This is a genomic window from Aeromonas sp. Y293-4, assembly GCF_027705905.1.
GTDB classification, from domain to species: Bacteria; Pseudomonadota; Gammaproteobacteria; order Enterobacterales; family Aeromonadaceae; genus Aeromonas; species Aeromonas veronii.
This window is the reverse complement of record NZ_JAPDCI010000004.1, coordinates 252216-266026: the sequence shown is the minus strand read 5'-3', so window position 1 is coordinate 266026 and position 13811 is coordinate 252216. Positions and strand designations below refer to the sequence as shown.

14 protein-coding genes are annotated in these 13811 nt (G+C 61.1%); 4 read left to right on the top strand and 10 right to left on the bottom strand.

Annotation, left to right across the window (positions count from 1 at the left end):
* Positions 1–176 precede the first annotated feature (176 nt).
* Entirely contained in the window at positions 177–584 is a 408-nt protein-coding gene (locus OKC31_RS07050) for a hypothetical protein (RefSeq protein WP_270656571.1), read from the top strand.
* A gap of 27 nt (positions 585–611) precedes the next feature.
* Here OKC31_RS07050 and OKC31_RS07045 read toward each other — a convergent pair whose 3' ends face one another.
* The gene (locus OKC31_RS07045) at positions 612–902 is read right to left on the bottom strand and encodes a YkgJ family cysteine cluster protein (RefSeq protein WP_058059358.1); all 291 of its coding nucleotides are present in this window, start codon (positions 900–902) and stop codon (positions 612–614) included.
* Positions 903–991: 89 nt separating this feature from the next.
* Entirely contained in the window at positions 992–2371 is a 1380-nt protein-coding gene (gene dbpA, locus OKC31_RS07040) for an ATP-dependent RNA helicase DbpA (protein WP_042057548.1), read from the bottom strand.
* A 543-nt stretch (positions 2372–2914) separates the two neighbouring features.
* On the opposite strand from dbpA, the gene OKC31_RS07035 reads away from it, so the two are divergent.
* Positions 2915–4120, top strand: a complete 1206-nt coding sequence (locus OKC31_RS07035) for a NupC/NupG family nucleoside CNT transporter (protein ID WP_058053158.1) — start codon at positions 2915–2917, stop codon at positions 4118–4120.
* Positions 4121–4184: 64 nt separating this feature from the next.
* On the opposite strand, the gene OKC31_RS07030 is transcribed toward OKC31_RS07035, so the two are convergent.
* Positions 4185–4688 carry a metal-dependent hydrolase gene (locus tag OKC31_RS07030; RefSeq protein WP_270656587.1) on the bottom strand — a complete coding sequence of 168 codons (504 nt, stop codon included), beginning with the start codon at positions 4686–4688 and terminating at the stop codon, positions 4185–4187.
* 125 nt (positions 4689–4813) lie between these two features.
* Positions 4814–5263, bottom strand: coding sequence for a YaiI/YqxD family protein (locus OKC31_RS07025; RefSeq protein WP_042656600.1), 450 nt, complete (start codon positions 5261–5263; stop codon positions 4814–4816).
* A 140-nt stretch (positions 5264–5403) separates the two neighbouring features.
* On the opposite strand from OKC31_RS07025, the gene zntB reads away from it, so the two are divergent.
* Both zntB and OKC31_RS07015 read left to right on the top strand, forming a co-directional pair.
* A complete protein-coding gene (gene zntB / locus OKC31_RS07020; RefSeq protein ID WP_182939794.1) occupies positions 5404–6369 on the top strand; it encodes a zinc transporter ZntB in 966 nt (321 codons plus the stop codon).
* A gap of 13 nt (positions 6370–6382) precedes the next feature.
* Positions 6383–6895, top strand: coding sequence for a mechanosensitive ion channel domain-containing protein (locus OKC31_RS07015; RefSeq protein WP_005354921.1), 513 nt, complete (start codon positions 6383–6385; stop codon positions 6893–6895).
* Positions 6896–6957: 62 nt separating this feature from the next.
* Here OKC31_RS07015 and OKC31_RS07010 read toward each other — a convergent pair whose 3' ends face one another.
* The 6 genes from OKC31_RS07010 to OKC31_RS06985 form a co-directional block, all read right to left on the bottom strand.
* On the bottom strand, positions 6958–7206 hold the full coding sequence (locus OKC31_RS07010; RefSeq protein WP_042057543.1) for a hypothetical protein: 249 nt from the start codon (positions 7204–7206) through the stop codon (positions 6958–6960).
* A 78-nt stretch (positions 7207–7284) separates the two neighbouring features.
* Complete coding sequence (locus OKC31_RS07005) at positions 7285–7857, bottom strand: DNA-J related domain-containing protein (RefSeq protein WP_270656570.1); 573 nt, start codon at positions 7855–7857, stop codon at positions 7285–7287.
* Positions 7854–9641 carry a cation:proton antiporter gene (locus OKC31_RS07000; RefSeq protein ID WP_270656569.1) on the bottom strand — a complete coding sequence of 596 codons (1788 nt, stop codon included), beginning with the start codon at positions 9639–9641 and terminating at the stop codon, positions 7854–7856. Before OKC31_RS07000 ends, OKC31_RS07005 begins: the two co-directional genes overlap by 4 nt.
* Before the next feature lie 190 nt (positions 9642–9831).
* On the bottom strand, positions 9832–10353 hold the full coding sequence (locus OKC31_RS06995; RefSeq protein WP_270656568.1) for an MltR family transcriptional regulator: 522 nt from the start codon (positions 10351–10353) through the stop codon (positions 9832–9834).
* 133 nt (positions 10354–10486) lie between these two features.
* Positions 10487–11632, bottom strand: a complete 1146-nt coding sequence (locus OKC31_RS06990; protein ID WP_201988015.1) for a mannitol-1-phosphate 5-dehydrogenase — start codon at positions 11630–11632, stop codon at positions 10487–10489.
* Between the two features lie 37 nt (positions 11633–11669).
* A complete protein-coding gene (locus OKC31_RS06985; RefSeq protein WP_270656567.1) occupies positions 11670–13592 on the bottom strand; it encodes a PTS mannitol transporter subunit IICBA in 1923 nt (640 codons plus the stop codon).
* Positions 13593–13811 lie beyond the last annotated feature (219 nt).

Sequence of the window (13811 nt, the reverse complement as noted above, 5' to 3'; positions counted from 1 at the left end):
CACATCTTGATATCGATTCAGTGCGGGATGTCGGTAACATGAGGTGCCGACGGTTTGCTGGATAGGATGACCACGCTTTGGGAAAAGCCTGTTTGCTGCTGGACTTTTCCTTATAAATTATTACCTTGTGGTAACAATTTGCAGGCGATGGTGGTGGTAACGGAATGGGAGCAGTCATGCAGCCACATGGGCAATTTGACATGGAGCGCAGGGGCCAGATGCTGATCTGCCGCCCGAGTGGCCCCTTCAATCTGGCAGGTGCCATGGCCTATGAGGCGCGCTTTCGTCACGAACTGGCCGGTCTGATGGATGGCCCCTGGGGGATTGTCGAGGTCGCGACCGAGTTTGAAGCGGCCGGGCCCGAGGTGCTGGCCCGTTTTCGTCGCCAGTTTGGCTGGTGTGCCGAGAGTGGCTGTCAGTTTCTGGCGGTGGTTTTCGTAGGGGGCTTCAAGCGCTATCTGGCGGATAACATCTTCAAGGGATTACCCTTTCGGACGGTACGTTACTTCGAGCAGGAGGCAGAGGCCATCCAGTGGCTGGGGGAGCAGCTCAACACAGCTCCCTGTGAACCTGCGAGCGCTTGACGACCCCGCCCACCGCTTGGGCGGGCTTCACTCCAGCTTGATAAACCACTTGTCCCGTTCGTCAACGCAGTCGGGTTCACCCATTTCGAATTCACGGCAGATCAGCGGCCGCACCTCGTAGATACGGCACATCATGGTGTTGCGGTCGAGGGCGGCGCACCAACCATCGTCCAGCCGGCGCATGACCGGTATCTCGCCTTCCCGTTCCAGTACATAACGGTCCGGCACGCCGGTATCGGTAAAGAGCATCACTTCGAGGCGGCAGCAGCAGGCTTCGCAGTTCTGGCAGCTCACATCGGTTTGGATTGCTTGGGTCATGGTGCCTGTCTTGCCGCATGGCGGCATCGGAGATATGAAACAGGCGCCTGTCAGGCGCCTGTGGTCTGGCTAACGGCTTGCAAAAAACCTTAGCCCAGTTTGCGGGCGCGGTAGCTGCGACCCTTGATCTTGCCTTCCTGCAACCGCTTGAGGGCGGCGCTCGCCACGCTGCGCTTCACCGCGACGTAGGAGTACTGTTCGGAGATCTGGATCTTGCCGACGTCGGCGCCGGCAATGCCGCCTTCACCGGTCAGGGCACCCAGAATGTCACCGGCCCGCACCTTGGTCTTGCGGCCTGCATCGATGGAGAGGGTCACCATCTGCGGCGCGATCGGCTTGATGTCGCGGCCGATGCTGTCGAGATCACCCAGCGGCATCGGGGCCTGCTGGTACTCTTCGATAAAGTTGACGCGCTGGGCCTCGTTCGGCTGATAGAGGCTCAGAGCCAGACCCTGCTGGCCGGCACGACCGGTACGGCCGATGCGATGCACGTGCACTTCCGGATCATAGGTCAGCTCGTAGTTGATGACGGCGCCCAGCTCCTTGATGTCGAGACCACGGGCCGCCACATCGGTGGCCACCAGAATGGTGGCGCTGCCGTTGGCAAAGCGCACCAGCACCTGATCCCGCTCGCGCTGTTCCAGATCGCCGTTCAGCGCCAGCGCCGAGAAGCCCTTGGCGGCCAGATGGTCGGCCACGTCGTTACAGGCGCGCTTGGTGTTGCAGAACACCACGCAGGAGCTGGGCTGGTAGTGGCTCAGCAGCCAGGTGAGGGCATCGAGGCGCTGACCAAAGGGGACTTCATAGAGCTTCTGTTCGATGGCGCTCCCCTCGTGCAGGGACTCCACGCTCACCTCGACCGGATTGCGCTGCACGCCGCGGCTCATCTGGGCGATCCCTTCCGGATAGGTGGCGGAGAAGAGCAGGGTCTGACGGCGCTCGGGGGCATAGCTGATGACGCGATTGATGTCTTCGCCAAAGCCCATGTCCAGCATGCGATCTGCTTCGTCCAGCACCAGCGTTTCCAGGCTCGAGAGCTCCAGCGTGCCCTGCTCCAGATGCTTGAGAATGCGGCCCGGGGTGCCGACGGCGATGTGGGCGCCAAAGCTCAGGGTGGCGGATTGCGGTGCAGTCGGGGTGCCGCCGCACAGGGTCACCAGCTTGACGTTGGGCAGGGCGCGCGCCAGACGACGGATCTCCTGGGCCACCTGATCCGCCAGTTCGCGGGTCGGACAGAGTACCAGCGCCTGTACGTCGACACGGTTGACGTTGAGGCGGGAGAGCAGGCCGAGGGCGAAAGCAGCGGTCTTGCCGCTACCGGTTTTTGCCTTGGCGATCAGGTCTTTGCCTTCGAGTACCAGGGGCAGGCTCTGGGCCTGGATCGGGGTCATCTGCAGGTAACCCAGGCTGGTGAGGTTCTCTTGCAGGGCGGGGGAGAGATTGAGGCTGCTAAATTCGCTGTTGTTCACAAAAGGACTCTATTTCGGAGAAAACGGGGATGCGCGAGCGCTAAGGCCGCGCATCATACCAGAATGTGGCACCGGATGTGGCGGATTTTTGAACGGTTGGCCACGAGGATGCATGCCGGGTTCATTTGTTGCCAAACCGATCGCGGGCAATCACTGACAATCCAATAAGGACTATTTTTCAAACACACATCTAATTATTTATCGCGGATAAACGTTTTCTATTTTCAGTGTTTTAATATAATGACTGGAAAATATTCCACGAGTAGTTATTGCGCCATAGGGAATGTTGCGAAAATGCTGATGAAATATTTTCAAAGAACATAAAAACGGCGCCAACCTTACTCAATATGATGTTTTTAAAGGAATTTATATTTTCAATGTTGCGCGATTAATATCAGTTCATTGCGTAATTAATTTAAAAACGTTTGTATTATCCTGCATGCATATTATTGGGCGGGATTGTGATGGCTATCTGATTTTTAAATGTGCAAATGTCTATGATGGCGCCGGTCAAAAATTACAATTCACTCAGGTGCTACAGGTATGGAATACGTTCACTTTGTGCTCGGACTGGTGATGGTCCTCGCTCTTGCTTTGCTGGCCAACCGCCACAACTGGAAACAGATAAAACTGCGTTATATCGGCCAACTGCTGGTGGTCGAACTGGCGCTGGCCTGGTTCATGCTGAACTCCGAAGTGGGTCTGGCGGTGGTGGGGGGCTTCGCTGCCGGCTTCACCAAGTTGATGGAGTTTGCCAAACAGGGTACCGACTTCGTGTTCGGTGGCCTGGTTAACGAAGGGGCCTTCTCCTTCTTCCTGATGGTGCTGATGCCCATCGTCTTCATCTCCGTGCTGATCGGTATTCTGCAGTACATCCGCCTGCTGCCGCTGGTGATCCGCGGTATCGGTACCGTGCTGGCCAAGATCAACGGCATGGGCAAGCTGGAGTCTTTCAACGCCATCAGCTCGATGATCGTCGGTCAATCCGAGAACTTCATCGCCCTCAAGAACATCCTGCCGCACCTGAACGAGAAGCAGATGTACACCCTGGCGGCGACGGCGATGTCTACCGTCTCCATGTCCATTGTCGGTGCCTACATGCAGCTGATCGAGCCGCGCTACGTGGTTGCCGCGCTGGTGCTCAACATGTTCAGCACCTTCATCGTGCTCTCTCTGATCAACCCGTACGAGCCGGATAACTCCGTGACCGACATCAAGGCCATTGCCGAAGGTGACGAGCACCATACGCCGAAGAAAGAGAACTTCTTCGAGATGCTGGGCGAGTACATCATGGCCGGTTTCACCGTTGCCGTTATCGTGGGTGCCATGCTGGTCGGCTTCATCGCCCTGATTGCCCTGGTCAACTACCTGTTCGAGATGGCATTTGGCGTGAACTTCCAGTTCGTCATGGGCTACCTCTTCTACCCGATCGCCTGGATCCTGGGGATCCCGAGTGGTGAAGCGCTGCAAGCGGGCTCCATCATGGCGACCAAGCTGGTGACCAACGAGTTTGTGGCGATGATGGATCTGGGCAAGGTGGCTGCCGAGCTCTCTCCGCGCACCGTCGGCATCCTCTCCATCTTCATGGTCTCTTTCGCCAACTTCAGCTCTATCGGCATCATCGCCGGTGCGGTAAAAGCGTTGAACGAAGAGAAGGGCAACATGGTTTCCCGCTTCGGTCTGAAGCTGGTCTACGGCTCTACCCTGGTCAGCCTGCTCTCTGCTGTTATCGCAGGCATCATGATCTGATCCTCTAGTGGTTCGCGCCACTGCTTGGGCCCCTGACTTTGTCAGGGGCTTTTTTGTTTCTGGCTTACAGCCGCCAGCCGCACCACCAGCCAGCTCCAACCAGCAGGGTGAGGGTACAAAAGCCGGTTTCGAGGGCGCCACCACTGCGCAGCGGCCAGCCCGGTAGCCGGAAGCGGCGCTTGATGGGCCAAAAGAGCGGAATGCCCGCCGGGGTGAGCCAATCCCCCAGCAGATGGCTGAGGTAGCCGACGATCAGGGCATCCTTGACCCCCACGGGCAGGGTGCCCGACGGCAGGCTCTGGTTGAGCCCCCAGACAGCGGCGGCGACCGCCAGCAGGCTGTGGGTGAAGCCGCGATGGCCGAACAGCCGCGACAGGGGTTTCGAGATCCACGGCAGTCGCTGCCCCAGCACCGATTTGGGGTGGTCGAGGTCGGGCAACAGGGCGCTGGCCAGCGCGGCAGGGATAGTCTGCCACAGGCTGGCATCGGCCAGCGCCGGAGTGAGCTGCAGTTTGTGGGCGATCAGGGTGCAGGTAACGGAGAAGAGCAGGTGCCCTTGGGCGGTCATGATGATTACGGCGTGGACAAGATGGCGGCGCATCTTACCAGCCTGATGGTTGTGGTCAGCAGTTATTTTAAAAATCAGGATGTTACGGCGAAAAAGCGCCCAAACAGGGCGCCTTTAGGGTCTCTTTACAGCTTGCCTTTGACCAGCCACTTGTCGAGGGCGTTGGCGAAGCGCTGTTTGTCGGCGGCATTGAAGGGGGCCGGGCCGCCGGTCTGCACTCCGGCCGAGCGCAGCTCTTCCATAAAGTTGCGCATGCCGAGCCGCGCCTTGATGGTCTCGCGGGTGTAAATCTCGCCGCGGGGATTGAGCGCCTCGCCACCGGCATCGATCACCCAGGAGGCGAGGGGAATATCGCCGGTGATCACCAGATCGCCGGGCTGAACCTGCTGGGCGATGACATGATCTGCCACATCGAAACCCTTATCTACCTGCTGGGTTTTGATGAAGGGGGAGGGGGGCACCCGCAATCCCTGATTGGCCACCAGGGTGGTGACGACCTGAGCGCGGTGGGCGGCGCGGTAGAGGATCTCCTTGACCGGAATGGGGCAGGCATCGGCATCAACCCAGATGGGCATGGCATGGTTTCCTGTAGTGAAAGCGGAGAGAAAACGAGAGCGGGCATCTTAACACAAGCCTCCCCTTGCCGGTGCGGGGCTGAGTCTGCCTCACCTTTCGTGTAAGCTGGGGCCAGCACATGCAACGAGAAGGAGACGAGATGGATCGGGTGCCCGGTGAAGTGATTTATGCCCTGACCCTGGATGGCAAGGGTGGCATGGCGCCGCTGACGGCGGGAAGCGAGATCCCGGGGGAGCGCCCCGGCTGGCTGCATCTGGATTACGGCCATCCCGATTCGGCGCGCTGGTTGCTGCAAACCCCGCTACTGGGTGAGGCGGCCAAGGAGTCGCTGCTCGGCCAGAGCAATCGTCCCAAGCTGGTACGGATGGGGGAGACGGTGCTGCTGATCCTGCGTGGCATCAACCACAACAAGGACCACAGGCCCGAAGAGATGGTGGCGCTGCGCATCTTCATCACCCCGGATCTCATCATCAGCAGCCGTCGTCGCCCGCTGCTCTCCGAGCAGGATGTGTTCAACCAGCTCAAGCTGGGGGGCGGCGCCGATACCCCGGCCGACTGGCTGGTGGAGATCTGCGATGCCCTGACCGATCGGGCGGGGGAGTTTGTCGAGGAACTGCACGACAAGATCCTCGATCTGGAGGAGATGGTGCTGATGCGCGACCTGCCCGCCAATGGCCGGTTGGCGCTGATCCGCAAGCAGCTCATCATGATCCGCCGCTACCTCTCCCCCCAGCGGGATCTGGTGGCGCGCCTCGCCAACGAGAAGATCAGCTGGCTGGATGAGGATGACCGCCGTCGTCTGCTCGATATCGCCGACCGGTTGCGGCGCTGGCTCGATGACCTCGATGCCGGGGTGGCCCGCACCGCCGTGCTGGCGGACGAGATCAACAATCTGATGGCGGAGGCGACCAACCGCCGCGCCTACCAGATGTCGGTGATGGCGCTGCTGTTTTTGCCCGCCAGCTTCCTGACCGGTCTGTTTGGCATCAACCTGGGGGGGATTCCGGGGGCCGAGAGCCCGACCGCCTTCTGGGTCTTCTGCGGATCCCTGGTGGCGCTGGCCAGCGGGCTGGCCATCTGGCTCAAGCATCGGCGCTGGTGGTAGGGAGGCATAACCCATGTGGCAATCCATTGGCCTGACCCTGCTGCTGTTGCTGGGGCACACCCTGATCCGGCGGCTTATTCACAAGAGTCTGCTGGCACTCGGCCAGAGCCGGCAGGTGAGCGAAAACCGGGTGCTCTACGTGGCCCACGTGTTCCACTTCCTGCTCGGCTGCGCCACCTTGCTGGTGCTGGCCGGGGTATGGGGGCTCGACTTCTCCCGACTGGTGGTGCTCGCGTCATCTTTCTTTGCGGTACTGGGGGTCGCCATGGTGGCGCAGTGGTCGATCCTCTCCAACATCACCGCCAGCATCACCATCTTCTTCGCCTTTCCCTACAAGATTGGCGACCGGATCCGCATCCTCGACAAGGACGACTCGGTCACCGGCGTCATCACCGAGATTGGCCTGTTCTACGTGCGGGTACGGGATGACAACGGTGATCTGGTCACCTATCCGGCCAACCTGATCCTGCAAAAGCCGGTCAGGAAGCTGGAGGGCAAGGTGGCAGAACCACTGCAACCGGAATAGCAAGTAACCGGAATAAGAAAAAGGCTCCTCGGGAGCCTTTTTGCTGTGTGGCGGGTGTTGATCTAGCGTTCGAAGAAGCGGTAGAGGTGCTCCACCTGCATCGGGCAGTCGGCCACCAGATGCACATGTTCGCGGGCCTGATCGACGGTGCCGAAACTGACCGGGCAGCCGAGGGTGTCGGTCAGCTCGTAGAGGGCACCATCCTTGCCTCTGAATTCGATAAGCCAGCCGGGGATGGCAACGTCGTGGAGAATTTCGGCTTCTTGCAGGATCTGTTGCTGATAGAGCTTACGAAGTTCACTGACTGTCATGATGCGCTCCTTTGGGGAATATCCACTCCCAGTCTATGCCTGCCCTTTATATGCGGCAACAGTGGTGCGGCAACGGGCTTATCCCCGCAGGCACTGCCAGGCCCAGCGGATGCGGATAAAGGTTTCGGCATTGCCGCCCCGATCCGGATGGTGCTGCAGCGCCAGCTCCCGCCAGCGGCGGCGGATCGCCTCCTGACTAGCCCCTTCATTCAACTCGAACAGGGCCAGCGCCTCGGCTTTGTGCCCCTCACCGTCATAAGCGCGCCAGAAGCGGTTGAGCAGGGTTTCAACTTCGGCACGGTCGGTCTGCCAGAACACCTGCCAGTCTAGATAGTAGCTACGCAGATTTTCGCCAAGGGCAAAGCCGTGGTTGGTTTGTAGGTTCTCGGCCAGCGGTTCGAGCCGGATATCCAGGGTGCTGATCACCAGCCACCATCCCTCTTCATAAAGCTCGGCCTGCAACTGGTAGAGGGCGTTCATGATCAGGAAGTTGACCCGAAACAGCTGCAGTTGCTCATCGTCAGCCAGCCGGGGGATCGCCCCCTGCTGGCGCAGAGCCGCCATCAGTTCATGCACCTTGTAGCTGCCCGCCGCCTGTTGCAATAGCACCAGCAGAGGGGCGATCAGCGGATTATGGTTGGCTTCGTTCATTCGGCGCCCTGCTCTCTGGGCGGCTGCAGGGCGATCAGCAGCTCACCCGCCTGCGGGGTGACGGGGCCGGTAACGATCTGGGGCTTGCCCTTGCCATCCATGATGAACAGCGGGATGGCGCCGGGATTGGCGGTCTGATACTGGGCCCAGTCGAACGCCTCGCTCAGGCGGGTCGCCTTGATCTGGCCACCCCGGCTCAGCAGGCCGCTCAGCCGGGCATAGTTGATGTCGGGGCCGAACAGGTTCTGGCGAGCGCGAAAGGTGGCGCTCTCCCGGTTGGCTTTGCCGTGCTGCTCGCTGGAGCGCAGGGAGTAGACCTGCTCCTTGCCGTAGAGGTGGGCGAAGTGCAGCACCCCGAGCGCGTTGTTGTGGCGGTTGGGGGAGAGCGCCAGCACGGTACTGATGCTGGTGAGCGGCAGGTGCAGATCGGCATGTTCCGACTGGGGGTTGCCGAAGTAGCAGGGGAGGTTGCTCATCCGCGCCTGTTTGCAGAACTCCCAGGCGGGATCGCAGAGCTGTACCGGCACCCCCTGATCCGCCAGCGCCTTGCCGATAGCCCGCGCCACCGAGTTGGCCCCTATGATGAGCCAGGTGTTGGGGGCGCTCTGGCGCATCTTGAGCAGGATGGCCAGCGGTGCCGAGGTGAGGCTCTGCAACACCACGGTGGAGATGATCACCGCAAATACCAGCGGCACCAGCTTGTCGGCATCGGGGATCTCGGCCTGATGCAGGCTGATGGCGAACGAGGCGCTGACCGCCGCCGCGACTATGCCACGCGGGGCGATCCAGCTCAGCAGGGCGCGAGCCCGCCAGGAGAGATCCGAGCCCCAGGTCGAGACCAGAATACAGAGCGGACGCGCCACGAATTGCACCACGCAGAGCAGCGCCAGCACCATGGGGCCGAGTTGCCAGAGCTGGGCCAGATCGAGGCGGGCCGCCAGCAGGATAAACAGGCTGGATATAAGGATGACCGCGAGATCTTCCTTGAACGCCAGCACCTCTTCCAGATCCAGCCCCTCCTGATTGGCGAGCCAGATGCCGAACACGGTCACCGCCAGCAGGCCGGACTCGTGGCTCAGCCAGTTGGAAAGGCTGAAGGTGACCAGCACCAGCGCCAGCACGCCGAATTTGTGCAGGCTGACCGGTAGCCAGTCCTTGCGAATGAGCAGGGTGGTGAGCCAGCCTGCCGCCACCCCGATCAGGGAACCGACCAGCACTGTCTTGCCCAGTGCCAGCAGGGTATGGCTGATGAGATCCCCCTGACTGCCGAGGCGTACCGCCTCGAACACCAGCACCGCAAACAGGGCGCCGATGGGGTCGATGACGATCCCCTCCCAGCGCAGGATGCGGTCTACCTCCCGGGTGGGGCGGATCACGTTGAGCATGGGGGCGATCACCGTCGGGCCCGTTACCACCAGTACCGCGCCGAGCATGGTGGCGACCCGCCAGTCCAGCCCCAGCAGGAAGTAACCGGCGCTGCCGATGACGGCGAAACTGACCAGCATGCCGGTGGAGCAGAGATTGCGCACCACCTTGCCGATCCCCTTGAGCTCGGCCAGATGGAGGGTCAGCGCCCCCTCGAACAGGATGATGGCCACCGACAGGGAGACCAGCGGGAACAGCAGATCCCCGAGCAGGGCATCGGGGTCGAGCAGGCCGCTGACCGGGCCCAGAGTCAGGCCGGTGAGCAGCAGAAACAGGATGGCGGGTACCCGCAGCGACCAGGCAAGCCATTGGGCCAGCACGGAGACCAGGGCGATCCCGGCCAGAGAGAGGGCAATCATGCAGACCTCGATTCAGGCAGTGAGTATGGAGCTAGTGTAGTGGCTAAGTTGGTCAGATTGACACCTGAAGGAGCGTGCATCATGGCCGGGATGGGGAGATGTGCGACAGTCGGCGTCATGGTGGCTGGCTGTGGTGTGCAGGGCGCCAGCCAGACGCCAACCGTGGTGATGGGGTGGCCTCGGGGCCGGATTAGATGGGGCTCTCCTTGTGGAGCTCGCCGACACAGTCGGCCAGCGCCAGTACCAGTGCGGAGCGCACCATCTGATCGAGCCGGTTGAGCTGCATCTGGTAGAAGGCCCAATCCTCTTCGCTGGCGGGGGGCTCCAGCTTCATCATGCCGCCCTGATTGACCCCGTGCAGGCGGTCGAGCAGATCGCGGATCGGCTTGTTGCTGAAGCGGTAATCCTTGGGGTCGCGCACCAGAAAGTCGCGGATCTTGATATAGGCTTCGATATCCTGATAGCGCTCGAGTGAGATGAGGCCGAGGGCGAAGATGAGCTTGAGGCGCACCTCCAGCTGGCCGAGGGGGCCGCTCTGGTTGAGCAGGGGTTCGATGGCGTATTTGACGGCATACTCCTCCTGACGGAACGCGCGTCGCATCAGGGAGTCGACCGCCTCTTCCAGGATGGTCACGGCTTCGAGAAAGAAGCCGCGGGGGCCATCCTGCTCATTCAGTCGTTCCAGTACTTCATCTTCCTGGTGTGTGGTCATAGGTGCATTGGGTCCAGCTGACAGGGAGAGAGTGGGCCTCTCTCCCGGTTTTTATCATATGGGGCACATTCCCTTGCCATTCAAGCGCTTGGCGCGCTATCAGTGGTGGCTGAATGCGCCGCAAGCAGGGTTATTACAGGGTTTCGTAACGGGCGACGATGGCGCGAACCACTTCGCTCTCTTCATCCAGTCCGGTGACGCGGGCCAGCGCTTTGGCCGGGCCAAGCTCCGCCAGCAGGGCTTGCAGCTCCACCGCCTGCGGGTCATCGGCATTGCGATAGTGGAGCGCCGCGGCGATCCCCTCCTGCAACTGCTCGTTGGGCAGGCCGTACTCCAGGGTGCCCAGCAGCGGCTTCACCAGTCGATCTCCCGCCGCCAGCTTGCGCAGCGGCTGACGACCGACCCGGTCAATCTCGTCCACCAGATAGGGGTTGGCGAAGCGGGCCAGGATCTTCTCGATGTAGGCGGCGTGCAGACGCGGGTCGAAGCCGTAGCGTTTCACCAGTACGGCACCGCTCTCCTCCATGGCGCGGCGCACCTTGCTGCGGATCACCGGATCTTCGATCGCCTCGCGCACTGTGCGGTAGCCCCGCAGTTTGCCGAGATAGGCGGTGACGATGTGGCCGGTGTTGAGGGTGAACAGCTTGCGCTCGACGAAGGCCATCAGGTTGTCGGTGGGTTCCATGCCCGCCACCTGTGGCAGCTCTCCCTTGAACTGGGTCTGGTCGACGATCCACTCGCTGAAGCTCTCGACCGTCACCTCCAGCGGGTCATCGTTGGCAGCTGCGGCGGGCGGCACGATGCGATCCACCGCCGAGTCGACGAAGCCGATGCAGGATTCGAGCGTGGCATGATACGCGACCGGCAGGTACTTGAGTACCTCCTGCTTGAGGTGGCTGGTGCCGCGCACCATGTTTTCGCAGGCGATGACGTTGAGCGGTGTCAGGTTGCCGGCATCGAAGCGGGCCTGCAGCCCCTTGGCCAGGGTGCTGGCAATCTTGTCCAGAATGTTGGGGCCGACTGCGGTGGTGACCAGATCGGCGGTGATGATGCGGGCGATCACCTCGTGACCGGCGGAGCTCACCGCCGCCACGTTGCGTACCACGTCCAGTTTCTGATCCGCTCCCACCACATGGACCTTGTACTCCTGACGGTGGTTGAGCTGGTCGATCAGGGTGTCGTTGACGTCGGCGAAGGTGACCTGATGGCTGGCATCCGCCAGTACTTTACCGATAAAGCCGCGACCGATGTTACCAGCACCAAAATGCAATGTTTTCATGATATTAACCTCTTGAACCAAAGACGATGAAAGATGATTACGCAGCCTGTTCGGCACCCAGCAGATCCAGGAAGGCCTGGGGATCCGTGGTGCTGGCCAGCCGGTCGATGAGACCGGGTTCATCCAGTGCATTGGTCAGGCGGGTTATCACCTGCATGTGTTCGTCGTTGCGGGCGGCGATACCGATCACCAGCCGTGCTACCTCATCGGCAGCCTCGCCAAAGGCGACCCCGGCCGGGTACTGGCAGATGACGATGCCGGTACGCTTCACAAACTCCTTGGCGGCGATGGTGCCGTGCGGCACGGCGATGGACTCGCCGAGGTAGGTGGAGACCAGCTGTTCCCGCTCCAGCATGGCGTTGACGTAGTCGGGCGCCACGTAGCCGCGCTCGGCCAGCAGTCGGCCTGCGGTCAGGATGGCGGCCTCCTTGTTGTCCGCTTTCAGTCCCAGATGCACGTCATGACGGCTCAGGGTAAAGACCTCGGCCGCTTGCGGTTCGTAGCTGTCGTCGTTGGCGGCCACCAACAGTTGCGGGTTGGCTACATCATCGTTGGCGGCACTGCTCAGGCTCTGTACCAGCTCCTGATAGAGGCCGTTGTCGAGGAAGTTGGTGAGCGAGATATGGTGAGCGTTCGGCGCATGGCGACGGGCCCGCTCGGTTAGATCCTTGTGAGTGATGACCCAGTCCACCTGATCATCGAGCTGATCGATGGCGCGGTTGGTGACGCTGATATCGAGCCCTGCGGCCTGCACCCGCTTGCGCAGCATGCCGGCGCCCATGGCGCTGGAGCCCATGCCCGCATCGCAGGCGACCACGATATTGCGTACCGCCATCAGTTCGCCGCCCGGCTTCTTGGCCGATGCGGTTTCGGGTTTGCCTCCCTTCATGGCTTTCATCTTGCGAGTGGCTTCACCGAGGGCATCGGCCTCGTCCGCTTCCGGCTGCTGGGCGCGAACGAATACGGCGGCGACCAGGAAGGAGACCAGAGTGGCGCTGATGATGGAGAGGGCGACCCCGATCAGGGAAGCTTTCGGCGTCATCAACAGCACGGCGAAGATGGAGCCCGGCGACGCGGGGGAGACCAGACCAGCGTTGAACAGGGTCAGGGTAAAGACCCCGGTCATGCCACCGGCGATCACCGCCAGAATGAGGCGCGGATTCATCAGCACGTACGGGAAGTAGATCTCGTGGATGCCGCCGAAGAAGTGAATGATGGAGGCGCCAGCCGCGGACTGCTTGGCCGCACCACGACCGAACACCATGTAGGCCAGCAGCACACCCATGCCCGGGCCCGGGTTCGCTTCAATCAGGAAGAAGATGGAGCTGCCGTGCTCGGTCGCCTGCTGAATCCCCAGCGGCGAGAAGATGCCGTGGTTGATGGCGTTGTTGAGGAACAGGATCTTGGCCGGTTCGACGAAGATGGAGGTGAGCGGCAGCATGTGGTTTTCCACCAGGAAGCCGACGCCACCGGCCAGCAGGCCGGAGAGCACCTTGACGAAGGGGCCAATCACGAAGAAGGCGAGGATGGCCAGCAGCATGCCGATAAGGCCAGCGGAGAAGTTGTTGACCAGCATCTCGAAGCCGCTCTTGACGCGACCGTCCATCGCCTTGTCGAAGCGCTTGATGGCCCAGCCACCGAGCGGGCCGACCATCATGGCACCCATGAACATGGGGATATCGGTTCCCACGATGACACCCATGGTGGTGATGGCACCGACCACGCCGCCACGCTCACCGCCCATCAGTTTGCCGCCGGTGTAGCCAATCAGCAGCGGCAGCAGGTAGGTGATCATGGGGCCGACCAGCTTGGCCAAGGTTTCATTGGGCAGCCAGCCGGTGGGGATGAAGAGGGCGGTGATAAAGCCCCAGGCGATAAAGGCGCCTATGTTGGGCATGACCATATTGGACAGGAAGCGTCCAAAATTCTGTATCTTGACTTTGGTATCCGGTGATAACATGTCGGGACCCCGTTTTAAGCCTGTTTGATTAAAAGTGGTAGTCGGGATGGCCGGTTTTGCCGAACCGCCATCCCGGTCGTCTAAGCAACTTCAATCTACCAGCTTGCGATCAAATTAGGCTGAAAACGGGGTATCTTGTGATCCAGCTCTCAGATACCCAGCGATACCCCCTCCAGAACCAGTGACCCGCGTCACATTCGCATGCTGTAATTCGGCTAC